21 protein-coding genes and 2 pseudogenes are annotated in these 25,960 nt (G+C 58.6%); 14 read left to right on the forward strand and 9 right to left on the reverse strand.

The features are described from left to right. The first annotated feature begins 35 nt into the window (after positions 1-35). Positions 36-233: a hypothetical protein gene (locus QA642_RS28695; RefSeq protein WP_283079838.1), complete on the forward strand. Its 198-nt coding sequence runs from the start codon at positions 36-38 to the stop codon at positions 231-233. A gap of 687 nt (positions 234-920) precedes the next feature. On the opposite strand, the gene QA642_RS28700 is transcribed toward QA642_RS28695, so the two are convergent. Next, entirely contained in the window at positions 921-1,826 is a 906-nt protein-coding gene (locus tag QA642_RS28700) for a LysR family transcriptional regulator (protein ID WP_283079839.1), read from the reverse strand. Positions 1,827-1,938: 112 nt separating this feature from the next. Between QA642_RS28700 and QA642_RS28705 the strand changes: the two genes are divergently transcribed. The 6 genes and pseudogenes from QA642_RS28705 (at position 1,939) to QA642_RS28730 (ending at position 7,786) form a co-directional block, all read left to right on the forward strand. Further along, positions 1,939-2,826, forward strand: coding sequence for a sterol desaturase family protein (locus QA642_RS28705; protein ID WP_283079840.1), 888 nt, complete (start codon positions 1,939-1,941; stop codon positions 2,824-2,826). A 260-nt stretch (positions 2,827-3,086) separates the two neighbouring features. Next, positions 3,087-3,578 (forward strand): aldehyde dehydrogenase family protein, encoded by a 492-nt coding sequence (locus QA642_RS28710; protein WP_283079841.1) that lies wholly within the window; start codon positions 3,087-3,089, stop codon positions 3,576-3,578. Continuing rightward, the gene (locus QA642_RS28715; RefSeq protein WP_283079842.1) at positions 3,533-4,531 is read left to right on the forward strand and encodes an aldehyde dehydrogenase family protein; all 999 of its coding nucleotides are present in this window, start codon (positions 3,533-3,535) and stop codon (positions 4,529-4,531) included. Before QA642_RS28710 ends, QA642_RS28715 begins: the two co-directional genes overlap by 46 nt. A gap of 69 nt (positions 4,532-4,600) precedes the next feature. Continuing rightward, the gene (gene fabG / locus QA642_RS28720) at positions 4,601-5,281 is read left to right on the forward strand and encodes a 3-oxoacyl-ACP reductase FabG (RefSeq protein WP_283079843.1); all 681 of its coding nucleotides are present in this window, start codon (positions 4,601-4,603) and stop codon (positions 5,279-5,281) included. 907 nt (positions 5,282-6,188) lie between these two features. Beyond that, positions 6,189-7,511: pseudogene (locus QA642_RS28725) on the forward strand (IS66 family transposase); the annotation flags it as partial. An 86-nt stretch (positions 7,512-7,597) separates the two neighbouring features. Next, positions 7,598-7,786: a hypothetical protein gene (locus QA642_RS28730; RefSeq protein ID WP_283079844.1), complete on the forward strand. Its 189-nt coding sequence runs from the start codon at positions 7,598-7,600 to the stop codon at positions 7,784-7,786. On the opposite strand, the gene QA642_RS28735 is transcribed toward QA642_RS28730, so the two are convergent. Beyond that, positions 7,770-8,660: a response regulator transcription factor gene (locus tag QA642_RS28735; protein WP_283079845.1), complete on the reverse strand. Its 891-nt coding sequence runs from the start codon at positions 8,658-8,660 to the stop codon at positions 7,770-7,772. The genes QA642_RS28730 and QA642_RS28735 overlap by 17 nt on opposite strands. A gap of 427 nt (positions 8,661-9,087) precedes the next feature. Here QA642_RS28735 and QA642_RS28740 point away from each other — a divergent pair, with 427 nt between their 5' ends. The 4 genes from QA642_RS28740 to QA642_RS28755 all read left to right on the forward strand — a co-directional run bounded on the left by QA642_RS28740 (position 9,088) and on the right by QA642_RS28755 (position 12,547). After that, on the forward strand, positions 9,088-9,486 hold the full coding sequence (locus tag QA642_RS28740; RefSeq protein WP_283079846.1) for a transposase: 399 nt from the start codon (positions 9,088-9,090) through the stop codon (positions 9,484-9,486). Next, positions 9,483-9,830 carry an IS66 family insertion sequence element accessory protein TnpB gene (tnpB, locus tag QA642_RS28745; protein ID WP_283079847.1) on the forward strand — a complete coding sequence of 116 codons (348 nt, stop codon included), beginning with the start codon at positions 9,483-9,485 and terminating at the stop codon, positions 9,828-9,830. The genes QA642_RS28740 and tnpB overlap by 4 nt, the downstream gene beginning before the upstream one ends. 70 nt (positions 9,831-9,900) lie before the next feature. Next, complete coding sequence (locus tag QA642_RS28750; protein ID WP_283079848.1) at positions 9,901-11,529, forward strand: IS66 family transposase; 1,629 nt, start codon at positions 9,901-9,903, stop codon at positions 11,527-11,529. A gap of 313 nt (positions 11,530-11,842) precedes the next feature. Further along, entirely contained in the window at positions 11,843-12,547 is a 705-nt protein-coding gene (locus tag QA642_RS28755; RefSeq protein WP_283079849.1) for a Crp/Fnr family transcriptional regulator, read from the forward strand. Between the two features lie 211 nt (positions 12,548-12,758). Here QA642_RS28755 and QA642_RS28760 read toward each other — a convergent pair whose 3' ends face one another. From QA642_RS28760 to QA642_RS28790, 7 genes and pseudogenes are all read right to left on the reverse strand, one after another. Next, positions 12,759-13,289, reverse strand: coding sequence for a hypothetical protein (locus tag QA642_RS28760; protein WP_283079850.1), 531 nt, complete (start codon positions 13,287-13,289; stop codon positions 12,759-12,761). 60 nt (positions 13,290-13,349) lie between these two features. Further along, complete coding sequence (gene istB, locus QA642_RS28765; RefSeq protein WP_166107168.1) at positions 13,350-14,213, reverse strand: IS21-like element helper ATPase IstB; 864 nt, start codon at positions 14,211-14,213, stop codon at positions 13,350-13,352. Positions 14,214-14,221: 8 nt separating this feature from the next. After that, positions 14,222-15,712 (reverse strand): annotated as a pseudogene (gene istA / locus QA642_RS28770) (IS21 family transposase); the annotation flags it as partial. Between the two features lie 135 nt (positions 15,713-15,847). After that, on the reverse strand, positions 15,848-16,480 hold the full coding sequence (locus tag QA642_RS28775; protein ID WP_283079851.1) for a hypothetical protein: 633 nt from the start codon (positions 16,478-16,480) through the stop codon (positions 15,848-15,850). Continuing rightward, a complete protein-coding gene (locus QA642_RS28780; protein ID WP_283079852.1) occupies positions 16,477-17,508 on the reverse strand; it encodes a TAXI family TRAP transporter solute-binding subunit in 1,032 nt (343 codons plus the stop codon). The genes QA642_RS28775 and QA642_RS28780 overlap by 4 nt, the downstream gene beginning before the upstream one ends. A gap of 54 nt (positions 17,509-17,562) precedes the next feature. Continuing rightward, positions 17,563-19,707: a hypothetical protein gene (locus QA642_RS28785; protein ID WP_283079853.1), complete on the reverse strand. Its 2,145-nt coding sequence runs from the start codon at positions 19,705-19,707 to the stop codon at positions 17,563-17,565. 585 nt (positions 19,708-20,292) lie between these two features. Next, entirely contained in the window at positions 20,293-21,141 is an 849-nt protein-coding gene (locus QA642_RS28790) for a response regulator transcription factor (RefSeq protein WP_283079854.1), read from the reverse strand. A gap of 538 nt (positions 21,142-21,679) precedes the next feature. On the opposite strand from QA642_RS28790, the gene QA642_RS28795 reads away from it, so the two are divergent. The 3 genes from QA642_RS28795 to QA642_RS28805 all read left to right on the forward strand — a co-directional run bounded on the left by QA642_RS28795 (position 21,680) and on the right by QA642_RS28805 (position 25,640). After that, positions 21,680-21,871 carry a hypothetical protein gene (locus QA642_RS28795; RefSeq protein ID WP_283079855.1) on the forward strand — a complete coding sequence of 64 codons (192 nt, stop codon included), beginning with the start codon at positions 21,680-21,682 and terminating at the stop codon, positions 21,869-21,871. A 312-nt stretch (positions 21,872-22,183) separates the two neighbouring features. Beyond that, entirely contained in the window at positions 22,184-23,488 is a 1,305-nt protein-coding gene (locus QA642_RS28800; protein ID WP_283079856.1) for an HlyD family efflux transporter periplasmic adaptor subunit, read from the forward strand. Beyond that, positions 23,466-25,640, forward strand: a complete 2,175-nt coding sequence (locus QA642_RS28805) for a peptidase domain-containing ABC transporter (RefSeq protein WP_283079857.1) — start codon at positions 23,466-23,468, stop codon at positions 25,638-25,640. Before QA642_RS28800 ends, QA642_RS28805 begins: the two co-directional genes overlap by 23 nt. Positions 25,641-25,960 lie beyond the last annotated feature (320 nt).

Below are 25,960 nucleotides of genomic sequence, written 5' to 3' on the forward strand. Positions count from 1 at the left end.
AACGAACTCCCGATCTGATTACGAACGTGCGAGGCATGCGGGCGACGGAGCGCTTCGAGAAGGCCGAGCGCGAGGAGCATGCGCGCCGCATGCAGTACATCCTGCAGGGCTACCAGCCGCCGACCAACCAGCACGGCATCACCATCCCGATGTCGGTGGCGATGGCCACGGGCATGGTGCTTCAGCGCCGTGCGCCCGCGCCGCCGAAGTGCGAGTTTTCACCCGAGGAGTAACTCTGCGTCACGAGACCAATCCAACGATCCGGGAGCGGATTAAAGGAACAGGGAATGTTGGCAAGACCGAAGAAGCCAGACGAACTCGATCAAAAGGCTCCACTTATGAGAACGACTTCCGATAATACTGCCGGGCTTCTGGCTCAGGCCCGACCAGCATTGGTCGCCACTGTCCAAGAAACCATGACGGCTTTAAGGATTGGGCGCGCAAAACTCTACTAGCTCTTGAATGCCGGGATCCTGGAAAGCTACCTGGAAGGTTCGTCCCGCAAGATTACGTGGCGCAGCATTGAGGCGTATGTCGAGTGTCGCCTCCGCCAAGAGGCTGTGCGGCGGCAACAACGCGCATCTCGCGGGCTAAAGGTTGAACAAAACAGGGAAGATCACGAGGTAGGTTAACAGCAATGCTGGACATATTTCCTGGTGCCGAGATCGGGTCTGCACCCTACTGGCGGATACTCCCTCCTCCAAATCGCTTTGTTTGTGTTCGCTCTTTTGCGGCTTTGCTTGATAGCTACGGTTGAAATCTACGGTCATGGCTTCGAAGCAGGGTCTCGCAATCACGGAGCGCGGAGGTGTCGGCTTTTGGGGTAGGAAGCAGACGCAGGTCTAGAGCGACTGGATGCCGGCTTCCGCTTCAAGAGGTCGGTATTCCGCACGGACCATGCGTCGGGTGATGTAAGGCGCCTACACGTTGATCTCGCCGGCGGCCCGCACAATCGCTGCAATCGCTGCCTTGGCTGCCGGCGACGAGGTTCTCCCTCGTAAACGGACGATGCCCGTGCTCGACGGCGGCGACAGCCAGCCCTGCACGACAAGACGAACGAGCGCGCCGGACTCCAGCTCCTCTTGTACCGCCGCGTCCGTCGCACCCAGAACGGTATCGGTGGTGAGCGCGACAGTCTTGAGCATGCCATAGTTGTCGCACTCGAGCGCAATGGTGGCATCCTGGCCCTCAGGCAGGCCCAGCAAAGCGGCCAGTTCAACCGTTGAGGGGCTCAGCAGCTTAGGTACCGCAAGACCGTACGCCCAGACTTCCTGCAGCGTGTGCTCGCGCCCAGCCAGCGGATGGCCTGCCCGCACATACAGGTTGGCCGGTTGCCCCCCGATCAGCTGGATTTCCAGCGCGGCCTCCCTGGGCATGTCGCGCACATCGGCGGCAAAGAACTCGATGCTCTCGGTACGCAGACTCTCCAGCAACTGCACCGAGTTGCCGACCTCCATGCGCAATGCCACCTGCGGGTGCTGGCGGCGAAGCGCCACAAGCGCACGTGGCATAAGGGTGGCCGTCAACAGCGGCCCTACACCGAACGCCGTGTCGCCTAGCTGGCTGCCGCGGTAAAGATCCACGTCACGCTGCAGGCAGCGTGCCTCGAAGAGCAGCTTGCGCGCCCGCTCGATGACGAATTCGCCGGCCGGGGTTGGGCGGACATCACCCACGTCGCGGTCGAACAGGCGGATACCCAAGTCGCTCTCGATGGCCTGGATGCTGCGGCTGAAGGCCGGCTGACTCAGGTGGACAGCTTCGGCGGCGCGGGCGAAATGCAGGGTGTCGGCAAGGGCGACGACGTGGTTGAGGCGGCGCAGATCCATGGTAATGCGCTCCTTGCATCAAGAGAATGAGAACTATGCATTAGACGCATCGGGTTGGCACTCCTAAAATCGTTCCCACGATAAAAAACATGTGAGCGAGAGGAGACCCCACATGAGCTCGCAACTGCAATACCTCCTGATCGGCGCCTTAATCCTGGGCTTTGCCGCCATGGAGGTCATCACCCGGCGCTACCAGACCACCGTGCGAGACAATGCGACAGCCAACGACACCTGGCTGGAGGTGCTGATGTTCGTCAGCCTGATCGCCATCACCCAGCCGATCGCACTGTTGGGCAGCAACGCGCTGTGCAACTGGCTCATGCCCGCGCAGCACAACGCCTGGGCCAACCTGCCGTGGTGGGCCATGGCCGGCCTGCTGCTGATCGGCGATGACCTCACGCAGTACCTCTGGCACCGCGCCTCGCACACGCCGCTGCTTTGGCCGCTGCACCGCGCGCACCACAGCGCGGCCTACATGAGCGTGCGCATTACCTACCGCAACAACTTCTTCTACTACCTGATGATGCCGGGCCTGTGGATCGGCGGCGTGGCGGTTTATCTTGGCTTCGGCCCGATCTATGCGGCGTATTTGGTGGTCAAGCTGGCGGTCATCCTGGGCGCGCACTGCGCCTGGGCGTGGGACGCGCCGCTGTACCGCATCCGCGTGCTGCATCCGCTGATGTGGGTGCTGGAGCGCACCATCTCCACGCCGGCCACGCACCAGGCGCATCACGCGCTCACCAACGAAGATGGCATCGGCCACTACAAGGGCAATTTCGGCAACCTGCTATTCTTCTGGGACGTGTTGTTCGGCACCGCGCATATCACGCGCAAATATCCGGCCAAGGTCGGCCTGCAGGACGACATCCTGTTTGGCCCGGAGCGCTGGACGACGCAGATGTTCTACCCGCTGGTCCACTCCAAGCGCGAGCATTCGGCGCTGCGCCCCGGCGGCTATGGCTTCACCGAAGCCGACCTGCAAATCGAAGCCAAAAAGTAGGCCGCATGAACGACCGCACCTCATCGGTATCGTTTAGGAGAAGGCGATGATCGTCTGTTCTTGCAACGTGTTCAGCGACCATCAGGTGCGGTCAGTGGTCGCAAAAGAGGAGCGACGGCCTCGTATGAGCGAGGAGTATGCCTGCCTCGGATGCAGCGCCCAGTGCGGCCGCTGCACTCACGCCATCAAGCGGATCATGGATGAAAGACCCGGCTCCGTCATGCGGACGCAAGCGTGCACCAACCTGGAGTTGATACATCATGAACGTGCCTGTCAATTTCCGTTCGATCGCCATTGCCACTGAATTTCAGTCCTGCTTTGACAAACAGCGTGCGGCCTATCTGGCGGCGCCGGAGCCGTCCTACGCTCAGCGCAAGGCCGATTTGAAAGCGCTCGCTCAGCTCCTGAAGGACAACAAGGACGAGTTGGTCGCGGCGATCAACGCCGACTACGGCTACCGGTCTGAATTCGAGACCCTGTTCGCCGAATACTTCGTCGTCCTCGAAACGATCGCCGATGCCGCCAAAAATTTGAAGAAGTGGATGAAGCCGCAGCGCAGACACGTCGATTTCATGACCTATCCGCTCGCGCGCAATCGTGTCATCCCGCAGCCGCTCGGCGTCGTCGGGGTCATCGTTCCCTGGAATTTTCCGCTCAATCTCAGCTTCTGTCCGCTCGCAGCGATTCTGGCGGCCGCAATCGGGCGATGGTCAAGATGTCGGAAAACTCAAAGGCGCTCGCCCAGGTTCTGATGCGCGTTTCGCCAAAGTATTTTCCGATCGAGAAGCTTGCCTTTTTCGAGGATGGCGGCGGACGAGGACCGGGATTCTCGTCATTGCCCTTCGACCATCTGCTGTTCACGGGATCCGGTGCTACCGGTCGCTCGGTTATGGCCAATGCGGCCCGCAACCTCACCCCGGTCACGCTTGAACTGGGCGGAAAGGCGCCTGCGATTGTTGGGCCTGACTTCCCGGTCAAAACAGCGGCGGAGCGCATTCTCTGGGTGAAGATGTTCAATGCCGGTCAGATCTGTACGAATGTCGACTACATGTTTCTGCCCAAGGGAAGTGAGGACGAGTTCGTCCGCCATTGCCGTCGACTGTTTGCCGACCGCTTCCCTGATATCAACGGCCAGGACTACACGTCGATCATCGATGAACGGTCTTTCGCGCGGCTGCAGGCGACGCTGGAGGATGCCCACACAAAGGGCGCAGTCCTGATAAATCTTGCGGAACAGCAGGAGCCAGACGCGAAGCGTCGCAAATTTGCGCCGCATCTCGTGTTAAATCCGACCGAAGACATGATTGTCATGCAGCGCGAGATCTTTGGTCCGATCTTGCCGATCAAGACCTATGCAGATCGGCAGGAGGTCGCCGATTATATCAATAGTCACGACCGCCCGTTGGCAATCTATCCATTCACTCACAATGCCGAGCTGCGCGACTTCTACATCTCGCGGGTCATGTCGGGTGGCGTATCGGTCAATGAAGCTCTGCTGCACGTCGGCCAGCACGACCTGCCATTCGGTGGGGTCGGGGCGAGCGGCATGGGCCATTACCACGCGCGCGAGGGGTTCAACGCCTTTTCAAAATTGCGCCCGGTCTTCTACCAAGGCCCTCTCTCGCCGATCCAAATGCTATTTCAGCCGCCCTACTCCGGCCGCCCAATGAGCATCTTGCGGACGATGATCAAGTGGAAGACGTGATGTGCGCGCTTGATCCTCCTAACCAATTGGCTGCGGCCCGGCTTCATTCTCATTCGCGCGGAGACCATCATGAAGGGTAAAGTCGTTGTTATCACCGGCGCGCTGGGCGCGCTTGGCAAGGTGGTCGCCGAGGAAGCACATTCGCGGGGCGCGCGCGTCGCGGGCATCGATCATGCGGCGCCGCAGTTCGCGGCAACCGCCGAGCGGATCGAACTCGGCGGCGTTGACTTGACCGACGCCGTCCAGGCGAAAAAGGCGGTCGATGCTGCGGCGGCGCATTTCGGCGCAATCGATGCGCTGATCAATATTGCCGGCGGGTTTACCTTCGAGACCATTGCCGACGGCGATCCCAAAGCCTGGCAGCGCATGTACGCTCTCAATGCCGAGACGGCGCTGAACGCTACCCGCGCCGCGATCCCGCATCTTCTCAATTCGCACGCAGCCCGCATCGTCAATATCGGCGCGATGGGCGCACTGCAGGCCGGCTCCGGCATGGGTCCTTATGCGGCGTCGAAGGCCGGCGTGCACAAGCTGACAGAGTCACTCGCTGCCGAATTGAAAGGCAAGATCACAGTGAACGCGGTGCTGCCCTCGATCATCGATACCGCGGCAAACCGCGCCAGCATGCCGAAGGCCGATCCCGCCAAATGGGTCGCGCCGGAGGAACTCGCCGATGTTATCCTTTTCCTGGCAAGCGACGCCGCCAGTGCCGTCACCGGCGCGCTACTGCCGGTCAACGGACGGGTTTGACGCGTGACAAAAGTCATTGAAACGTAACGGGGAGCCACGCGAATCCTGGACGCCGCGGTTTGCGGTCATTAGCTCATTCAAGAGGCGAGCGACCGATCCTCGGCAGGTCCAGTTCGCGCCGCTTTGCACGCTATAGTACGCCGCAATACTCCACCGACAACCCTGGACTGGAATGGGCCACTAAGGTCGGGTTAAGTCGACGCGAACGACGCCGGTCAAACACCAGGACAGGACGGAGTGAGAAGAGCCATACGAAAACCCGCGCCAATCCGCGCAGCGGCTACCGGCCGCCCTACTCCCACTCAATCATTTAGGTGCACACTACCGCGTTGACTTACCAGCACAATGTCTCAAAGCCGACGGACAAATCCCGACGGTACGTCCGCCCCAACTTTTCGGTCTTGAATTCACAGATAAATTTGCGTGGCGCCGAGAAAGGGCTCCCTCGCTAACTATCGGAGTCAATCGATGAAGTGAACGCGTTGCTAAGGCGCAAAGCCGCCACCGCTACGCACTCCTGTCCCTCCCATACCGTCAATCTTCGTCAGTTCTCGGCAGAATGAGATGTGGCACCGCTTGGCGGCAGGACTGCCTTTGATTCGAAGCCGATTTTGATCCTCTGCTTGAACCGCTTTGCGCATTACCGGTGTCTTGAGGCGCAGGCCATTTAAGCGCGGTTGTAGACCACCGCCAATGATCCCCCGAACGGCAAAATATAGACGAGCTCGAATCTCTACACGCCGTCAGAGACCACAATGGTCTCGCCGGTGATCCGGCGCGCGTCGTCGGATGCGAGTAACGCCAAACCCATCGTTTGATCTACGGCCGAAAAGTTGGCGTTTCACTTCCGATTTTTCAAGGACTCCATCGTGAGTCATCTAGGTACTAGCCCAACCCTTCAATTTCTCGGCGGCCGTCGCGCCAGCCGTTCCCGGACCATCTGCCTCGCGAGCGGGTGCTCGTGCCGGGACCTGTGGCGTGCGCCTGCTGCGGCGGAGCGAGGTTGTCCAAGCTCGGGGAGGACATCACCGAGACGCTGGAGGTGATCCCGAAGTCCTGGAAGGTGATCCAGCACGTCCGGGAGAAGTTCAGCTGCCGTGATTGCGAGAAGATCAGCCAGTCCCCGGCGCCGTTCCACGTCATCGACCGTGGTTGGGCCGGCCCCAGCTTACTGGCGATGGTGCTGTTCGAGAAGTTCGGCCAGCACCAGCCGCTGAACCGTCAGGCCGAACGCTATGGCAAGGAAGGCGTGCCGATCAGCCTGTCGACCCTCGCCGACCAGGTTGGTGGCTGCACTGTTGCGCTGACGCCCTTGTTCCGGCGCCTCGAGGCCCATGTGCTGAGTGCCGAGCGATTGCACGGGGATGACACGACGGTGCCGGTCCTGGCCAAAGGCAAGACCGACACCGGCCGCATCTGGGTCTATGTACGCGACGACAAGCCTTTTGGCGGGCAGGCCCCGCCGGGAGCAGTGTTTTATTACTCGCGCGATCGCGCGGGCGAGCATCCCCAGGCCCATCTGGCCGGCTACAACGGCATCTTCCAGGCCGATGCCTATGGCGGCTATGGCAAGCTTTACGACCCGAGCCGCAACGTAGGTCCGATCCTGGAAGCGGCGTGTTGGGTCCATGCCCGACGACCGTTCTTCGTGATGGCTGATCTGGCGGAGAATGCGCGCCGCAAGGTACAAGGCAAAAAGCCAGCGGTGATCTCGCCTCTGGCACTGGAAGCAGTCCGTCGGATCGACGCCTTGTTCGAGATCGAGCGAGGCATCAACGGCGAGACGCCCGAACGGCGCCGGGCCGTCCGCCAGGAGCTGAGCGCGCCGCTGATGGCCGATCTGAAAGTCTGGATGCGTGAACAACGCGCCAAGCTCTCCCGGCGCAACGACGTTGCCAAGGCGATGGACTACATGCTCAAGCGCTGGGATGCGTTTACCCGCTTCCTCGACGATGGCCGCATCTGCCTGTCGAACAACGCCGCCGAGCGAGCCCTGCGCGGCATCGCCCTGGGGCGGAAGTCTTGGCTGTTCTGTGGCTCCGACCGCGGCGGCGACCGTGCCGCGATGATGTACAGCCTGATCGTCACAGCCAAAATGAACGACGTGGATCCACAAGCTTGGCTCGCCGACGTCCTGGCACGCATCGCTGCACATCCCGTACAACGGCTCGACGAACTTTTGCCCTGGAATTGGCGCGACCGAAATAAGCAAGTCAACCAAGCAGCCTGAGTGACCGCTACGCGGTCCTCACCGGATGCTTACCATTCAACCAATTCTGGCAGTGGCGAGAAAAGCCGCCCGGCAGCAGGCTGGTAATGTCGAACGAGATGTACGGCGCGGTGATGTCTTTGCCGGAAGCGGAGCGCACAAGCCGGAAGGCGGTCAACGCGGCAGTGGAGAACGGGGCCGAACTGCGCCGAACTGGACAAACCGTCTGGGTCTACCTGAACGGCTCTATTGAACACACACTCGATGTACGAACGAAGCTTAGAACTTTACCTTGAGAAGCTCATGGCCGTGAAACTGAGTGGCCCCATCTGAAGCCCCAGCGTCCAACTTTCGCTCCTCATGCTCAACAATGTTTGCTATCACAGATGTGTTGCTTTCTTTGACGGCGGCTCTTGCTTCGACGGCGTGCGGGATCGCCCGGTTTGGCGCGACGCGCGGTAAGTTGTCGTTTTCGCTAAGCTCGTTGTTAATGCCCCAAATGGCGGCTTGCGTCCGATTGTGCACCCCGATTCTGTGAAAGATCGCCTTTACATGGACCTTAACGGTCGACTCCGCGATGTCGATCTTCCGTGCAATGCATTTATTCGAATCGCCTTCGACGACGCAGCGCAAAATCGACTTTTGCCGCGGAGAAAGCTGTTGTGCGCTCCGTTCGTCTGGCGCGATTGTCATGTCCTTGCGCGCAGTTGCGCGATCATTGCCTCCACCCTTGAGATCGAGTGCCAAGGGCAGGAATGCCGGAGGAAACACCGTTTCGCCCATGATCACGAGTTCGATCGATCTGGTGAATACGTCACGGCTCATGACATCAACGAAATACCCATTAGCACCGGCCTGAAATGTTGCAGCCACTTCATCTGGCCGGTATCGATCGGCAACCACAACTACGCGCGCATCTGGGTGACCGCGTCTGAGAGGCTCGATTTGCTCGCGAGCAATCTGGAAATCGTGTCCGGTATGAACAAGGACAAACAGCTTTTGCCCCTGTTCGAATTTACTTTCGCACAATCGATCAGCACATGTCACTGAACTTACTGTGCCGAAATCCGCAGAGCGTAGGAATTCAGCAAGAGCGTCCTTTCGTAAGCAATTTTCTCCAATCACTATCGTTGTTAAGGAACGTTTCCTCCTGATAGATCTCCCGCTCATAATTGATCTCCCGCAGGCAATTCAAATCTCTCAAACGACAGGATGCCGCTCGGTGGCACTTATTCGATACTGATATTCCACGCGGCCCGGCTGAACCGGCATCTCACCAATCGGAGGCTCCTTTGCCTACGGTTGAGAAGCGCAATTACGGGCAAGATGTCGATAAAATGCGAAATCGCCGCACCTTAGGCCCGCGGCACTGCGCTCAGTAGCGTAGCGCGACCGCATGGCAGGCCGAGCACGCACTCTGCATGCGCGGCCACCACTGTAGAGGCAGTCGCATAAAGACCACGTGAGAGTCTGTATTGCTCAATACAGTCTACCACTTTTATTTGGTGCTGAACCAAAATTGGAACCGGACATCCGCAGTCTCCCTCCGGTGAGGGCCATCTTGCCGGGTTAAGACGGGTGCTGTGTAACAGCTCTTATGGACAGCAATAAGTTCAGTGCTCAGGTTGAACGGTTCGAGGTTGTCGAGACTGGCCGTCGCCGTCGCTGGACCGATGATGAGAAACTCAAGATTGTTTTGGAGAGTTTGCAGGCTCCGCGCGCGGTCTCGTCGACAGCACGTCGATACGGCATCTCGCGCTCGCTCCTGTTGACTTGGCGACGATCCTTCGGGACGCGGACGAGCGAACAAACTCAGCCAGCCTTTGTGCCGGCGATGGTGATGCCGGACCCACCGTCGGCGCCGTCAGTAGCTTTGGCGGGGCCAGCGGGCGGACGCATGGAGATTGTCGTCGGCAAGGCCTGTCGCGTGATCGTGGACGCCGGCGTTGATATGACCGCGTTGTCTCGCGTGTTGGATCTGCTGGAGCGGCGATGATCCCGATCGCAGCAGGGGCGAGGATCTGGATCGCAACCGGTCACACGGACATGCGCAAGGGCATGCAGGGTCTGGCATTGCTGGTGCAGGAGGGCCTCGGGCGAGATCCTTTTGCCGGCGACGTCTTTGTGTTCCGTGGTCGTGCCGGCACACTGATCAAGGCGCTTTGGCACGACGAGGTCGGGCTATCGCTCTACGCCAAGCGACTGGACCCTGGCCGCTTTATCTGGCCGGCGACGGTGGACGGCGTGGTGTCGCTGACGGCAGCTCAGATGGGCTATTTGCTGGAGGCGATCGACTGGCGCAACCCCCAACATAGTTGGCGGCCGCAGAGCGCAGGATAAGCAGCGCAATAGTCCCGTGAGATTGCAAAAAGGTCGCGCCAAATCGCGGCTTTTGTGATTCCATCGGTGCATGGGTGATGGTCCCGAAAATCTGCCGGAAGATATAAAGGCGCTGCAGGCGGCGTTACTGGCCACGCGGGCCGAACTTGCCAGCGTTCGCGCCCAGCAGTCCGACGACCAGGCGCTGATCGTGCACCTGAAGCTGCAGATCCAAAAGCTGAACCGCGATCGTCATGGCCCTCGCTCGGAGCGTACCGCAAGGCTGCTGGATCAGCTCGAACTGACGTTGGAGGAGCTCGAGGCTTCTGCGACTGAGGACGAACTCGCTGCCGAAATGGCCGCGGCCAAGACGACGAAGGTGGCCTCGTTCACGCGCAAGCGGCCGTCGCGCCAGCCGTTCCCGGACCATCTCTCTCGCGAGCGGGTGCTTGTGCCGGGACCGACGTCGTGCATCTGCTGCGGCGGTTTGCGGCTGTCCAAGCTTGGCGAGGACATCACCGAGACGCTGGAGGTGATCCCGAAATCCTGGAAGGTGATCCAGCACGTCCGGGAAAAGTTCAGCTGCCGTGATTGCGAGAAGATCAGCCAGGCCCCCGCGCCCTTCCACGTCATCGCCCGTGGTTGGGCCGGCCCCAGCTTGCTGGCGATGGTACTGTTCGAGAAGTTCGGCCAGCACCAGCCGCTGAACCGGCAGGCCGAACGCTATGCCAAGGAAGGCGTGCCGATCAGTCTGTCGACCCTCGCGGACCAGGTTGGTGGCTGCACAGTTGCGCTGACGCCCTTGTTCCGGCGCCTCGAGGCCCATGTGCTGAGGGCCGAGCGATTGCACGGGGATGACACGACGGTGCCGGTCCTGGCCAAAGGCAAGACCGACACCGGCCGCATCTGGGTCTATGTGCGCGACGACAAGCCTTTTGGTGGGCAGGCCCCGCCGGGAGCAGTGTTTTATTACTCACGCGATCGCGCCGGCGAGCATCCCCAGGCCCATCTGGCCGGCTATAGCGGCATCTTCCAGGCCGATGCCTATGGTGGCTACGGCAAGCTTTACGAGGCGGGCCGCAACGCAGGTCCGATCCTGGAAGCCGCGTGCTGGGTCCATGCCCGACGGCCGTTCTTCGTGATGGCTGATCTGGCAGAGAATGCGCGCCGCAAAGTGCAGGGCAAAAAGCCGGCGGTGATCTCGCCTCTGGCGCTGGAAGCAGTGCGCCGGATCGATGCCCTGTTCGAGATCGAGCGCGGCATCAACGGCGAGACGCCCCAGGGGCGCCGGGCCGTACGCCAGGAGCTCAGCGCCCCACTGGTCGCTGATTTGCAAACCTGGATGCGTGAGCAACGCGCCAAGCTCTCACGGCGCAACGATGTCGCCAAGGCAATGGACTACATGCTCAAGCGCTGGAGCGCGTTCACCCGCTTCCTCAAAGATGGCCGGATCTGCCTGTCGAACAACGCCGCCGAACGAGCCCTGCGCGGCATCGCCCTGGGGCGGAAGTCTTGGCTGTTCTGTGGCTCCGACCGCGGCGGCGACCGTGCCGCGATGATGTACAGCCTGATCGTCACAGCCAAAATGAACGATGTGGATCCACAAGCCTGGCTCGCCGATGTCCTGGCGCGCATCGCTGCACATCCGGTCCAACGGCTCGACGAACTTCTGCCCTGGAATTGGCGCGACCGGAACAAGCATACCAATCAGGCTGCCTGAGTGACCGCTACGCGGTCCTCACCGGATGCTTACCATCCGCAGCAAGCCACCTGTTGGAAACAGGAGGATCGGGTGGGGTGCAGATCAAAGATCAATTACTCCGGCACGACCGTCTTACGCGACACAGTCGACTTCTTGAACGACCTTAGGATCGCTGATCGTTATGGAGTAGCCCAAAGGATGTACTTGCACGGATGCGGTCGCTGCTCAACACTTGTGCGAGCGGACCGGCCCGGTCGCGAGGTATTTCGCCACCTGATCTTATCGGCAGCGAACGCCAATACTGATATTCATTTTCCAGGATAGACTTCCGATGAGAAGGCAGCTGGCTAAAAATAAACTACTTGCCGCCATGTCGCCTGCCGAGGTTGAGCTTCTCAGACCGGAGGAAGCTGAGTTCTCGCGCGGTGACGTCCTGTTTGACTGGCATGGTCGGGTGGACCGGATTTACTTTCCTCATACGGCGCTTGTATCGCTTTTGACCCACCTGAAGGAGGGCGGGACGATTGAAACGGGTACCATCGGTTGTGAGGGGATTGTTGGGTCTTTTGCGATTGATGGCGATGGCATTGCTCTGACGCGGTCGATTGTGCAGATTCCGGGACGTTGTTCCGTGGTCAAACTCAGTCGGATGAAGAAGGCGGTTTCCGAAAGCGACGGAATCCGTATGCTCGTCGGTCACTTTCAACAAGCCTTCGCCGCGCACGTTCTGCAGCAAGTTGCGTGTAATGCAGCCCATGATGTGCTCTCGCGATGCGCGCGCTGGATTCTTATGGGGCTTGACCGAAGTGAGACTGACGTTGTCCATCTCACGCACGAGTTCTTGGGAGAAATGCTTGGTACGGTGCGACCGACCGTGTCGTTGGCTCTCAAGAAGCTTCAAAACGATGGGCTCATCGAGACGTCCTACGGTAGGATCCGAGTGCTGGATCGTTCGGGACTCGAGAATGCGAGTTGCGAGTGCTACCGGATCATTCGAACGACATATCGGAGGCTGCTACCCCTGACGTATGCGTAAGGCCATCGCGAGGGAGTTGCGAGCGAGTGCGAACATGACTCAGCCCCGCGAAACATCCCTAAGCAGTTCCGAACAGACCTGCCACCTGGTTGGCCGGGCCTCGGTAGCACGCGTGCCGATTTTGAACATTGTTTGACCAACATCCGGTCCTGCGGCCTTCAATTGTACGTATGTACGCAGCTGGGCTCGCGAAGCCTTGGCGGTAACACGCTCAGGGCTTAACGTAAGTCCAGCCCTGCTCCTCCCGCTCCATGATGCGTACGACGCCCGAGTTGACGACTGAAGCCTCTGGAATGAGCTGTATCTCCTTATTCTCCTGCCTGCGCATGTTCTCCCGCGTGTTGCCGCACGCTTTAAACGTCACCTCCGGCGTGCTCGCCGACATTGTTTCAATTCGGCCTTTTACGGGCGAGGTATCGGTGCGGAGCATGTGCAACCCGGACCCGAAGGTGATCACTTCGATCTTAACCTTCTCGCCCATGTCTTTATAATGTTGCACCACGTTTGTAGCGTTGTTCAGGGTCAAATTCATCGCCGCCGCATCGTTGCTATTCACCTGCAAGATGAGGCGATGCTCCTTCTTAGCAGAGGATCGACTCTCTGAGCTGGATAAGCGGCGCACGTTTTTCTTCGTCGCAACCGCCCTTTTTTGTTTTAGCAGAAGGGACTCCGGCGCCCGGTCGGCCGGTCGGGCAACTTCTTGCCCCGCAGACAAAGATACCCCCAGCAGAAGCACAGCCAAGCTCGTCGTTCCCTTTAGCGCAATTTGCCGTAACATGCTTACCCACCTCCCATTAGCTTGTCAATCGGCGTTCGACTGGGACCCCCTATCGGCATCCAAAAGGGACCCCTTTGATCGGCGCGCTCTGCTGGTAGCGCTCGGGTCGTCGGAGCTGGTCGGGGTTGCGGAGACGGCGCGAGCGCGGGTTGTTTGAACATCGTCGCGGCTTTTGAAGCGCCAACTGTCGTTGCCGGTCTCAACGATGTCGCAGTGATGGGTCAATCGGTCGAGTAGCGCGGTGGTCATTTTGGCATCGCCGAACACGCTGGGCCATTCGCCGAACGCAAGATTGGTGGTGACAATGATGGAGGTGCGCTCGTAGAGCCGGCTGATGAGATGGAACAGGAGCTGACCGCCCGATTGCGCGAACGGCAGATAGCCCAGCTCGTCGAGAACGATGAAGTCCATGCGGGTCAGATGCTCAGCGAGCCGTCCCTGCCGTCCGTTGCGGGTCTCGGTCTCGAGCCGGTTGACGAGATCGACGACGTTGTAGAAGCGTCCTCTAGCACCATCGCGGATGCAACTTCTGGCAATGGCGATGGCCAGATGGGTCTTGCCTGTGCCGGTGCCGCCAACCAGCACGACGTTGCGTTGCTGGGCGATAAAGCCGCCGCCAGCGAGATCATTGACGAGAGTTTGATTGATCGGCGTGCCGTCGAACTGGAAGTCCGCGATGTCCTTGGCAAGCGGCAGCTTGGCAATGGTGAGCTGGTATTTGATCGAGCGGGCTTGCTTCTCGTTGATCTCGGCGTTGAGCAGGTCGCCGACAATGCGCTGGGGTTCGTGCTGGCGCTTGACGGCAGTTGCCATGATCTCGTCGAAGGCAGCCTTCATGCCGTAGAGCTTGAGTTCGCCCATGAGGTCGAAGATTTGGGTTCGTTCCATCAGATGGTCCTCCGGAGGTTGTCGTAGCGGGCACAATCGGCGATCGGTGCATGACGGAGTGTCAGTGCGGCCGGCGTCATGATGTTGGCCGGTGGGGCGGGTTCACGTTGACGGGCCAGGATATTGAGAACGACATCGGCGGAATGGACGCCATGACCGAGCGCTTCGGCACAGGCCGCTTCCACCGCGGGCAGACCGTCAGTCAGCACCGCGTTGAGGATGTCGACCATCTGCCGATTGCCATCGTCGGTGCTGGCAAGCTTGCGCCGGATCCGCTCGATCGCAGCCGGCAGCACCCAGTCTTTGAAGGGAGCACCGTTGCGCAAGGCGCCGGGTTTGCGGGCGAGCACCGGCACATAATGCCAGGGGTCGTAGACGGTATCGCCGCGGCCAAAGGATCGCGGGTGCTCGGCAACGATGCGCCCATCCTGACGGATCACGATACGATCGGCATAGGCTTGAACCTCGACCGGTCGTCCGACTGCGCTGGCTGCGACGGAGTACTTGTTGTTGTCGAAGCGCACCAGGCAGGTCTTCGAGACCGATGCCGTCACCGCATGGAAGCCGTCGAAGCGGCCGGCATAGGGAACGAGTTTGGGGCGCTCGGCTTCGAACACGTCCCAGATCGTCTGATCGGTCAGCTCCGGATGGCGATGAGCCTTGGCGTAGGCGATGCATTTGTCGAGCAGCCAGGCGTTTAACTCGTCGAGGTTCTTGAAGCGCAGCCGCGGGGTGAAGAAGCGTTCGCGGACCAGCCCGACCTGGTTCTCGACCTGCCCCTTCTCCCAGCCCGACGCCGGCGTGCAGGCGACCGGATCGACCAGATAGTAGCTGCACATCTGCAGGAAGCGGCGATTGTAGAGACGGCCTTTACCGACGAAGATCGTCTCTACGGCGGTCTTCATGTTGTCGTAGATGCCGCGGGTGCAGGTGCCTTTGAACAGGGCGAACGCCCGGTCGTGGGCGTCGAACACCATCTCCTGCGTCTCTCGCGGATAGGCCCGCACGAACAGCATGCGGCTGTGACAGAGCCGGACATGAGCAGCCTTCACCATCACTGTGGTGCCGCTCAGCAGGACGACCTCGTGGCTCCAGTCGAACTGGTAGGCTTCGCCTGGTGCAAAGCTCAGCGGCACATACGCCGACGCTGTCGAGGTGCCGCGTTCCTTGCTCCACCGTCGTGCGTATCGACGAACCGCATCATAGCCGCCGACATAACCGAGGCCGCGAAGCTCTTCGAATATACGGATCAGCGTCAGCCGTTCCCGCGCCGACTTGCTCTCATTCCCTGCCAGCAACCGGTCAAGCTCGGCACTCCAGGCACCCATCTTCGGGAGCGGCTGCGTCTCGCGCTCATACCGGAACTCCGTCGCTTGAGAACGAATGACCTTGCGAACCACCTTCCGCGATACGCCAAGTTCTCGGCAGATCGCCTTGATCGGACGACCATCAACAAAGTAGGCGCGACGGATCTTACCAATCGTCTCCACCACCAGCATCCCAACCTCGGCTTCCATGACTCGATGGAAGCCACTGTGGACCCTTGTCCCGGGGTCCCGATTGGATGCCGATTACCCCGAATACGGGGTCCTTATTCCATGCCGAAACACAATTAGCTTGCCTTGTGCGCAATATCAGCTGTTCGGCTTAGCGATGGCGGCAGGCCATTTGCATGCCATGGCTATCTTGGTACGCACCGCCTCAAGTCCGACCAGGGAGAACGTTCCATGTTGAGCGGCTCCCAGGCGGGAAGCAATGTACACGACCAGTTCGCCATCGCTTGGAAGAGACTGAAACAAGGCACTCGGATCGACCTTGAACGCGATACCGGTCCCGAATGCAGGAGTGGCTGCAGCGATTTGGACCGGCTGACCACCCTTGGTGCTGTAGGAGACGACGTAATCCTCAGCCCGCCCTGAGATCGCGGGGCCGGAGACAGCGAGTTCGCTCCGTCCACCCCGGCAGCGCATGGTGAGCTGCAGCGGTGAGCCGCCTGCGACCTCGCCCGACGCGGTCGTCGCGGTGGCGATGGGCGTGTAATCCACGGGCGACGTCGTCAGACTGATGACCCAGTCGCTTACCGCCGTTGTGGGCCCGGCTGGCGGCTCGACACTTCGCGCGAGCTTGTCCAAGCATTGCACTCGGTCCTCGCGCTGCATCAGATTACAGGTCCGAAGTTGCGCCAGCGGATCCTCGGCGCCTTGCGCGAGCGCCACTCCTGTAACGACAGCGAGCGCGGAAGCTGCGGTAAAGATCGCGCGATTCATTTCGATGCCTGCGTATCGCGAGAATGGTTATCCAGCCACGCCTGCGCCGCTGGAAAGCGGGTAAGCCCGGGCACAGTCGCGCCTAGATTGATCGATTTCCATTTCCGATCAAATCCGGGCTCCTGCAGTCTGCTGATGCGAGAGAACAGATGATCGACAAAGCGAGCGACACGCTCATAACGATACGTGTTATTTTGCCAATTGTAGGCGACCAACGCGGTCGGCACGGCGATCGTGTCGACGTGTTCGCCTTCTTTAATAAGGCTGGGATAGTCGGACGCTTCGAGAGATGCAGGGAGATAGTAATCCTCCAGCCGGCTTTCGTACGGTACAGGCAGGAACTTGAATCCAGGGTCCCAGCGTCCACGCACGAAGGGCTCGACCGGCTTGGACGTGATGAACACGACCGCAGCCATATCGCCTGTGCGCATTTGTTCCAACGCGACCTGATGCGGAATGAAGGTCTGCTGCACGTCAAGTCCGAGACGACTGAAGATCAGCGGCCCAGAATAGGCTGCGGCCGTGCCCTGATTGTTGAAATTTACCTTCTTCCCGACCAAGTCGGTCAGAGTGTGAATCTCCGGCCGAACAAAAATATGCAATTCGGAGGGGAAGAGATTCAGTACGTAGGCGAGGCGCTGCTGGACGTCAGGCACTTGCCTCTTGTACTCGTCGAGCACGTCTGCATTGATGATGGCTGCATCGATGCCACGCAAATAGAGCAATGAGTTGACGTTTTCGGCGGCTCCTCGCGTCACGATAGGCAACACATGCAGATTGTCGCCATCATCCGCAACACGAGCTATCTCTGCGGCAAGACGGATAGGCGCGCCCTCAAGAAGGCCTCCGGCAAGGCCGACAGTCCAGGCATTCATCGTCACTCGTGGTTCGGGGTGAGCGGGCGCTTTCGCTGACGAAGCAGTATTCATCCTGGCACCTTTTGTCCGCGCATCCAGGCCGGAGGGCTGCAGCAGCAACAAAGGAGCGAGTGCAGCGAGCAATAGTTGCGAGCGAAAGAACGTTTGCATTCGGCACTCCTTTTGGTGTGAGAATGAGTCACTTATCTCAGCGCTACAGTTCCTCTACCGAAGCGCTTCCAATCGCTGTTTCGCCTGAGTGTTGCCGATTGCCTCGGCCTTTGCGTAAAGCTCTCGCGCCTTTGTCGCGTCCCCAAGCGTGCCAACTGTTGACCATTTGGGAAGAACGTAGGGGTCGTAGGTCTCCGCTAGTGTGAAGACTGCCTGTGCGCTGCCTCTTTCGGTCGCGCGCTCAAGTACAATCCGGGCTGCGCCTATATCGCCCTGCTCAAGCAACATCCTCGCACGTGCGACCAATCGTCCTCCGGCCGCATCCTCGTCGGCACTGTCGGGCCGTGCGGCTCCGACACTTGCTGACCTGATCTGGTCTGCTTGGAGGGGCTTTGCCGTGTCACCCTCAGGCTTACTGCTAGCGCCTGGAATCGGACCGGCGTTTGCTACCACTGCGGCTGTAAGGGCGGGCTTGTTCGTGCGCTCGGACGTCGGAACGATTTGCTTCGCGCTTACCTGTTCTTGGTGCAGCGACTTGCGCCGGTCCGTAGAGTCCGTTTCGAGCACTTTCTTTGGCTGCTCAATTTGCCCGCTCTCATTGCGAGCCCGAGGCTCGTACTCATCTCTCGTGGCGTGCGCCGCCTGGAACTCTTTCGCCAGCGCCTCCGCCTTGTCACGCTCCTGCTGTAGCGATCGCTTCAACTGCGTCGCGTCACTCTCGGCTGCCTGCTTCAGTCGGCTGGTTTCGTCCTGTGCCTTAGTTACCAAGGCCGTTTGCGTCTCGACGTCGCGCTTAGCCGATGCCAGATCCTGTCCGAGCTGCGAGGCTCGTTTGCGCTCCTGCTGCAGCAATTTTCGCAACTCGGCCGCGCTATTGTCCGCTGCCCTCCTTTTGAGGTCTTCCAATTGCTCATCGGTTTTACGTGCTTGCGCCTCGTAGGCATATGTCTGGGTGCGCGCGCTTGACAGTTCCTTTGCCAGCGCCTCCGCCTTATCACGCTCCTGCTGCAGCGATCGCTTCAACTGCGCGTTACTCTCTACTGCCTGCTTCAGTCGGCTGGTTTCGTCCTGTGCCTTGGTTACCAACGCCGTCTGCGTCTCGACGTCGCGCTTAGCCGATGCCAGATCCTCTTCGAGCTGCGACGCTCGTTCGCGCTCCTGCTGAAGCAATTTTCGCAACTCGGCCGCGCCATTGTCCCCTGCCCTCTTTTTGAGGTCTTCCAATTGCTCATCGGTTTTACGTGCCTGCGCCTCGTAGGCATATGTCCGGGTGCGCGCGGTCGAAAGCTCCTTTACCAGCGCCTCCGCTTTGTCATGCTCCTGCTGAAGCGATCGCTTCAACTGCATCGCATCACTCTCTGCCGCCTGCTTCAGTCGGTTGGTTTCCTCGTTTGCCTTAGTTGCCAAAGCCGCTTGCGTCTCGACATCGCGCTTGGCCGACGCCAGATCCCGTTCGAGCTGCGACGCTCGTTCGCGTTCCTGTTGCAGGGATGCTCGCAACTCGGCCGCGCCTCTGTCCGCGACGTGGGGTGGCGCGGCACCCTCCTCTCCCTTGGCTGCTAGTGCTGTTTGGGCTTCTTTTTCGTGCCGATTTCCGGTGAACCCCTGGTTCGGCAAATCAGCCTGATGATGCTTCGGCTCGAGAGGATGCAGCAATCCGAGAGCGCGCGTTCCAACGGTGAGTTCGCAGGACCGTCTCTCCGCCGAGCCGTGTTCCACAGATTGTCCTATATCGCTGACGGCCGCTTGCGAGATGTGCATTGTTTTTTCACTGCTGTGCCGACCGGAGAGATAAGAGTCCTTCGCGGTTCCGAACTCGGACGCCACGAGCTCCGCCCCGTGGTGTTCTTCCGGCGCCTGCCGCGACATTGAATTGTTTGCTGCCGCTTGCATAAGCCGGGTCGAAGCGTTGCCGACACTGGCCGATCGCGCACCTGCGATGATGAGGGGACCCGCGGAAACGGGCCGTTGTTCCTGGGCGGCCTCCGAAAACGCACGCGTTTCCGCCCCTGATGTGGCCGCTAGGACGCTTACAGCAATGAGGACAACCGCCCGCCCATGAGGAAAACGCTGGCGCGCCGCTGGCTGTGCAAAAGCAATAGGTGGCTCGGCGGGGCCACGCGACGTTGCACAGGCGTTTGCGTCTTTGAGAAGATCATTCTGCTCTTCTCCCGGAGCATACCAAATCAACTTCCGCATGGCGAACCGCCCCTACTGCGATGCGTAACGGTACTCTTCTCAGCTTTGCGCTGCCATTCCTCGCATGGAGGACGTCCAATACTCCCTCTTTCCGTTCCTCGGATGGCCGATCCTTACCTATCCTTTTGGGTTAGGGTCGCGCACGACAGACCGTTGAGGCGGGATGGCTCCGTTGGCGATTGAGTGGTTCGGGATGGCTCAGGGCATGACCTACACGATCACATACATCATCCGCGGATCGCGAGCGATCGGCTCAAAGGTCTCTAATGGGGAGAGGTTTGTCGGCAACGCGACACCGGCTATAAGGCCTGAGATGCCCAACAGGAGCTCGCGTCCACTTCAACGAAGCGCACGATCGGCTTGCCCGCGTCGAACGTCAGGATCCCAATGAAGGCACAGTCAACTTAGCCCTGCAGCACCGCCCCTGGCCCAACACAGAATAGCGGCCCTGCTTCGTGCGCAATATACCTTGTTGCGTCCACTTAGACCACGTCGGCCGCTCTTCTTGGCGTCGCTCGAACGTTGCGGCCAGAAAGTAAGGAAGCCGCTCGAATGCGATATCGACTACAGCCTTTCGTTCGTCGATCAGCTCGTTTCGTCTACCCTCGTCAGGGTGCTGTCAAAACGCAACATCGGTTCGACAATCCGTTCTTCGATGTCGGCGGAGTTTGCACACTCTTCTGCGACCTGGACTTCCGTCAACCCAGTACAATCAAGCGCAATACCCTGATTTCCAACGAGAGCCAATTGCGTCCTGTTTGCGGCACCAAATTTCCTCATCAAATGGCCTACGTACACCTTCACTGTTGCTTCCGTCATCCCGAGCTCCCGCGCGATCATCTTGTTAGAGTCTCCGAAGCGGACACGCTCAAGCACCTCTCCTTCTCGTCCCGTGAGCTTGTTTTTCCTCCTGCGCCCGCTCTGATCGGATTTCGAGCCAGCATTGCAGTACTGTGATCGCGGTCTCTCTTCCTGTGACTGGTTTTGCGCTGATTGCCGCTGAAGTTGACGAATAGCAGCTTGTGGAAAATACGAACCACCATGCAGAATGAATGACAATGCTTCGCATGCGAGATTGGCGTCTATACCGGTTGGGACAAAGCCTGTTATCTCAGCGGCGACTGCGGCCTCGATCTCCTGAGGATCATCTCTATCCGAGATAATGATTAAAGGTACGTCGCCTGATTTCCCACGGAGCATCATGAACGTTTGCAAGTTTCCCGGCTCAGCGATGGAGTCGCCGCCCACGTTGACAATCAGCATCCGAATGTCTGCTTGTGCGTGAAGTGCTTCGCAGGCCTGCTCGACATCGAAAGATGTCAACCTCAGATCTTCCGAGTTTGCCCAATTCTGAAAGAAGCTTATCAAGCTCGCGCGTCGCAGGCTTTTTGAATCAATAATCGCAACTAACGGTTTCCCATGAGCGATGGACATTCCGCGACTCATGCGTCTGCGCCCCACACACTTGCATTGCGATTGGCAATTCAGATAGCTCAATTTGCCCGTGTACCGCAATCTCCTTCAAAATAGGTAGAGGCCATCACCTCAGAGGGGGATGGGACATGAAGCTCTCATGGATATAAGGCTCCCGTCAAAAGAATGGTGACGGCGGCCGCTAAGCGAGACGCATCCTCAGATCACATGTCAGGTCAAGCGGCGAATGCGTTCTGTCGGTGCGCATCGGAGCCATCGAACCGCACGATGCGGCAGCGCGACGCTCAGCGAGCAATTTGTCGGAGGTCATCACCCGATCGCGCATCGTAACAGAAGGAAACTCGTTTTAGGTCAAAGGTCGTATATCGCCGTTCTCAGAGCAACGGTCGTACGCGGCGACATTGGTCATGGGGCAGTCAAATGTCGTACACCTCATGCAGCGTTGCGCAACATTGAAATCTACGTAGCGTTTGTTTCGCAAGAAGACTGCCGACACTGGCAATCTATTGCGTCAGACCGACTCAAACAGGAGGCTGCAATGACCATGACTAGCAACAATGGAATGCGTGAGTTGGCCGATAAGGAACTGGATGCTGTGTGTGGAGGAGGATGGGGCGTCAGAACGGGAGACATTTATGCCTTCCAGAAAAACGTTGCTGTGGTGAACAAGAGCTGGAACACCACAATCTACCAGTCCAACAACAACAATACTGGAATTCAGTACGCATAACTGATTGCCCGCTCCTCCCGATCCGACTTGCGGAGGAGCGGGCTCTTCAACAGGAGACTCTCAATGACTTTAAAGCGCGCGCCCTATGACTTGAGCGATCGGGACATCGACATGGTCTCTGCGGGTCGGAGCATCCACATCGCGATCGTTGTGAGATCGTCAGATCAAACCATTGTTCAAACCGGCGGAAGCCAGCTCGATGTAATAACGAATAACAGGACCGTCATTGACGGCATGTCGATCGGCAAGCCCAGTAGGTAGTGGGTTTCAGTTCACTAACACCCTCTGATGGACTCCCGAGGCACATAGGCATTGGGTTCTGCAGCCGTGTCTTCACAGCTACTCTTATTTCGCCAGGAGGCAGTTGAGTTCCAACACGACCATCGGCAGTGGGGCCAGGTGGCGTTGCTCCAGACGAGATCGACGAAGGTCATAAGCTGGTTGATTGCGGCCGTAGTTGCACTTACGGCCACCTTCCTGTTTGTCGGACAGTATGCTCGAAAAGAGACCGTTGCGGGGTACCTGACGCCGATCGCCGGCACGGCGAAGATTTTCGCCTCAAAGGCGGGCACAATCAAAGAGGTTCATGTCAAAGAGGGTCAGGAGGTAAAAACAGGGCAGAGGCTCTTAACCATCGAAACCACCCAGATTGCGGCAAATGGGCAGGACGTGAACGATGTTATGCTCGGCACGCTGCGGTCGGAGCAAGTCTCACTAAGAAATCAAATCTGCGCGGAACAGGACCGCATTAACTCCGAGGAAGCACGCCTATCGGCCAAAATCGCAAGTCTCGAAACTGAAGTATCTCGGTTCGACGCCCAGATTGAGAACCAGCGCGATCAAATTCGGTTGTCGAGCGAACTCGTTTCGTCTGTAACGAGCCTGGCGGCTAGAGGCATAGTCTCAGACGTGGAATATAAAAAGCGGGAAATCGCCGCGCTCGAACAGAAGCAAAAGCTCGACTCCTTGAGGCAGCAGGCAGCCGCTCGGCAGAATGAGCTGACCGAAGCCCGTTCCTCGCTCGAACAACTGCCGACCATCACGGCAGGAAAGATCCAGAACCTGCGCAGCGCACTTGCCACGACAGAACAGCGCATAGCTGAAATTAATGGACGCCGCGCTTACGAGGTGCGAGCGCCAGCGGCGGGACGCATCTCAATTTTGCAAGCAACTGTTGGTCAATTCGCAGATCCGCAAAGACCGCAAATGCAGATCGTCCCTGACCACAGTGAGCTGCAAGCGAACCTGTTTGTTCCGGCCAAGGCCATAGGCTTTGTTCAGCCAGGGCAGGACGTCAGAATACTATATGAGTCGTTCCCTTATCAGCAGTTCGGTACATATCGCGGCCGCGTAAGTGAAGTCTCACAGACGATGATGACTCGCGCCGAGACCTCCGCGCCCATTGAGCTTAAGGAGCCTGCTTACCGAGTCACGGCGAGACTCGATCGCCCGGACATTGACGCATATGGCAAGCGCATACGGCTTCAGGCCGATATGCTTTTGAAAGCAGATATCATCCTTGAAAGGCGATCTCTGATCAGATGGTTACTCGATCCGTTGCTCAGCGTCAGAATGTCAATCTCAGGATGCTATCATGGTGGATGTACTAAACCGTAGGCATCACCTACCGGTAATCCGACAAACAGAAGCAGCGGAATGCGGTCTCGCGTGCGTTGCTATGATAAGTTCCTATCATGGCCACCAAATCGATCTGAACACGCTGCGCCGGCGCTATCCCGTGTCGCTAAAGGGTGTGACGCTAAGAGCCCTAATTCAGCTGGCCAGCCAGATGCAACTCGCTAGTCGTCCTCTGCGCTATGAGCTTGCTAACATCAGGGACCTGCACCTGCCCGCGATCGTGCACTGGGACATGAACCATTTCGTAGTCCTGAAGTCCACCACGAGGCGAGGTATTGTGGTGCATGACCCGGCGCTGGGAGAGAGGTTCTTTCCGACTGTCGAAGCCTCCAAGCATCTGACTGGCGTTGCTCTTGAGCTATCTCCAACCGAGTCATTTCTTCCCAGAGACGAGAGAGCGTGCCTCCCATTCTCAACTTTCTGGAGACAGCTGCGCGGTAACGCACATGCACTGGCCCAGGTTTTCGTGCTTTCGATAGTTCTTGAAGCATTTGTGATTGCCAGCCCTTTCTACCTCCAGCTCAGCGTCGATGAGGTAAGCGCCAGGGGCGATGCCGATCTGATGACGGTGCTGGCTCTTGGATTTGCTCTCCTAACTACCATCAAAGTTGTTTCCACTATTATCCGCTCCTCGATTATTCTGGTTGTCCAGAACGCGTTGCACTTCCAAATCGGCGCACGTCTGTTTCACCACCTGATCCGATTACCGATCGCCTATTTCGAGAAGCGGCATATCGGCGACGTGCTCTCGCGTTTCACGTCCATTGAACCAATTCGCACGACACTCGCAGAAGGCGTGATAACTGCCGCGATTGACGGGGTAATGGCGATTGCAACGTTGGCAATGATTTTTGTTTATAGCACCCAACTCGCAGTGGTAGTGCTTGTTACATTTGCAGGGTATGCCGTGGTGCGTCTAGGTCTCTATCGTTTGCTGCGAGAGCGCAACTTAGCCGTGATAGAAGCTAAGGCCTATGAAAACTCGACGTTCATCGAGACCCTGCGCGCGATCCAAAGCTTGAAGATTTTCAATCGTGAGACTGACCGCGAAACCCAGTGGCTTAACCGTTATGCGGAGGTTGTAAGCGCCAACGTTCGGCTGGGTCACATCAAAATAACTTTCACAGGTATCAACGACGCGCTGTTTGGTCTTGAGAACATTCTGACCATTTACCTCGCCGTCCAACTGGCTCTAGGCAATCACCTGACCGTCGGCATGATCTTCGCCTTCATTAGCTATAAACAGCAGTTTATCGAGAAGGCTGTTCAGCTAGTCGAAAAGGTTCTTGATTTTCGAATTGTCGAATTACATCTCGAGCGCTTGGCAGATATTGCCCTCAGCCCCCTTGAGCGGGGCCACGATCGGCCCTTGGCCTATACCCCGCGTGTTCAGGGCCGGATCGAATTGCGAAAAGTCTCTTTCCAATATGCTGAAATGGATCCTTTTGTACTTGAAGACGTCAGCTTTATCATTGAACCTGGGGAATTCATCACGATTATGGGTCCTTCAGGTGGAGGCAAGACGACCCTCGTCAAAGTCATGCTCGGGTTACTAGAACCGACAACCGGGGAAGTCTTGATTGACGATGTTCCTCTCTCGACGATTGGTGGAAGAGCCTATCGTGAGCACGTGGCTGCAGTGATGCAGGAGGATCAACTCCTCTCGGGCTCTATTGCCGATAATATTTGCTTTTTTGATGCCTCTTTCGACGAAGAGCGGATGATTCAATGCGCGCACCTGGCGGGTATACACGACGAGATCATGGCGATGGCCATGACCTACAACAGTCTAATCGGAGACATGGGTAGCTCATTATCAGGCGGACAGAAACAACGACTAATGCTTGCGCGCGCGCTTTATCGACAGCCCAGCATTCTGTTTCTGGATGAGGGCACGGCCCATCTAGACGTGGATAACGAAAAGCGCATCAACGAGAGCCTTAAGGGCCTGCAAATGACTCGGATAAATGTTGCGCACCGGCCGGAAACAAGTAGCGGAGCAGATCGAATTTTGCGAATTGCAAGGACGTTGACGAGCGATTTAAGGCGCGGTGAGCACCGCCAACGCAATGAAGCCGTCACCTCTTCCTTCTTAGAGTTGGAAAAACAGGGGCGTAGCGCTCCAAATTGAACCCAGATCCGCGGCCGTAGTCAGCAGCTCAGGCGCGAGCTCGGCGAGAAGCGTTCGATCTTGTATACCGCGGCATACGAAAATCGGAGGGATAAGCCGTCCACAGGGGCCCGTTGCTGACCTCAGCCCAGAGCGCGGGCTGTCCGCTTCATAGAGGTAACCCGACCAGATTATTCTGGCTACCGAGGGCAGCCATTGGACCCAAAAGACACATTTGACGAAGAAAGGCTGTGGGCGTTCGCCGACATCCTGAAGCGTCCTTCAATGACGATCGGATTTGAGGCGATCGTGTTCGACGCGGTTAACAACTGCAGCCGTTT

Origin of the sequence: Bradyrhizobium sp. CB2312 (genome assembly GCF_029714425.1) — a bacterium.
In the GTDB taxonomy this organism is placed as follows: domain Bacteria; phylum Pseudomonadota; class Alphaproteobacteria; order Rhizobiales; family Xanthobacteraceae; genus Bradyrhizobium.

Excerpts from the sequence above, each read along its gene's own strand:
- QA642_RS28715 (WP_283079842.1), top strand. The coding sequence starts at position 3,533 with ATGGTCAAGATGTCGGAAAACTCAAAGGCGCTCGCCCAGGTTCTGATG.
- QA642_RS28775 (WP_283079851.1), bottom strand. The coding sequence starts at position 16,480 with ATGAATCGCGCGATCTTTACCGCAGCTTCCGCGCTCGCTGTCGTTACA.
- QA642_RS28750 (WP_283079848.1), top strand. The coding sequence starts at position 9,901 with ATGGGTGATGGTCCCGAAAATCTGCCGGAAGATATAAAGGCGCTGCAG.
- QA642_RS28700 (WP_283079839.1), bottom strand. The coding sequence starts at position 1,826 with ATGGATCTGCGCCGCCTCAACCACGTCGTCGCCCTTGCCGACACCCTG.
- fabG (WP_283079843.1), top strand. The coding sequence starts at position 4,601 with ATGAAGGGTAAAGTCGTTGTTATCACCGGCGCGCTGGGCGCGCTTGGC.
- QA642_RS28755 (WP_283079849.1), top strand. The coding sequence starts at position 11,843 with ATGAGAAGGCAGCTGGCTAAAAATAAACTACTTGCCGCCATGTCGCCT.
- QA642_RS28740 (WP_283079846.1), top strand. The coding sequence starts at position 9,088 with ATGGACAGCAATAAGTTCAGTGCTCAGGTTGAACGGTTCGAGGTTGTC.
- QA642_RS28695 (WP_283079838.1), top strand. The coding sequence starts at position 36 with ATGCGGGCGACGGAGCGCTTCGAGAAGGCCGAGCGCGAGGAGCATGCG.
- QA642_RS28785 (WP_283079853.1), bottom strand. The coding sequence starts at position 19,707 with ATGCGGAAGTTGATTTGGTATGCTCCGGGAGAAGAGCAGAATGATCTT.
- QA642_RS28805 (WP_283079857.1), top strand. The coding sequence starts at position 23,466 with ATGGTGGATGTACTAAACCGTAGGCATCACCTACCGGTAATCCGACAA.
- istB (WP_166107168.1), bottom strand. The coding sequence starts at position 14,213 with ATGGAACGAACCCAAATCTTCGACCTCATGGGCGAACTCAAGCTCTAC.
- QA642_RS28795 (WP_283079855.1), top strand. The coding sequence starts at position 21,680 with ATGACCATGACTAGCAACAATGGAATGCGTGAGTTGGCCGATAAGGAA.
- QA642_RS28730 (WP_283079844.1), top strand. The coding sequence starts at position 7,598 with ATGTCGAACGAGATGTACGGCGCGGTGATGTCTTTGCCGGAAGCGGAG.
- QA642_RS28735 (WP_283079845.1), bottom strand. The coding sequence starts at position 8,660 with ATGAGCGGGAGATCTATCAGGAGGAAACGTTCCTTAACAACGATAGTG.
- QA642_RS28710 (WP_283079841.1), top strand. The coding sequence starts at position 3,087 with ATGAACGTGCCTGTCAATTTCCGTTCGATCGCCATTGCCACTGAATTT.
- QA642_RS28790 (WP_283079854.1), bottom strand. The coding sequence starts at position 21,141 with ATGTCCATCGCTCATGGGAAACCGTTAGTTGCGATTATTGATTCAAAA.
- QA642_RS28705 (WP_283079840.1), top strand. The coding sequence starts at position 1,939 with ATGAGCTCGCAACTGCAATACCTCCTGATCGGCGCCTTAATCCTGGGC.
- QA642_RS28780 (WP_283079852.1), bottom strand. The coding sequence starts at position 17,508 with ATGCAAACGTTCTTTCGCTCGCAACTATTGCTCGCTGCACTCGCTCCT.
- tnpB (WP_283079847.1), top strand. The coding sequence starts at position 9,483 with ATGATCCCGATCGCAGCAGGGGCGAGGATCTGGATCGCAACCGGTCAC.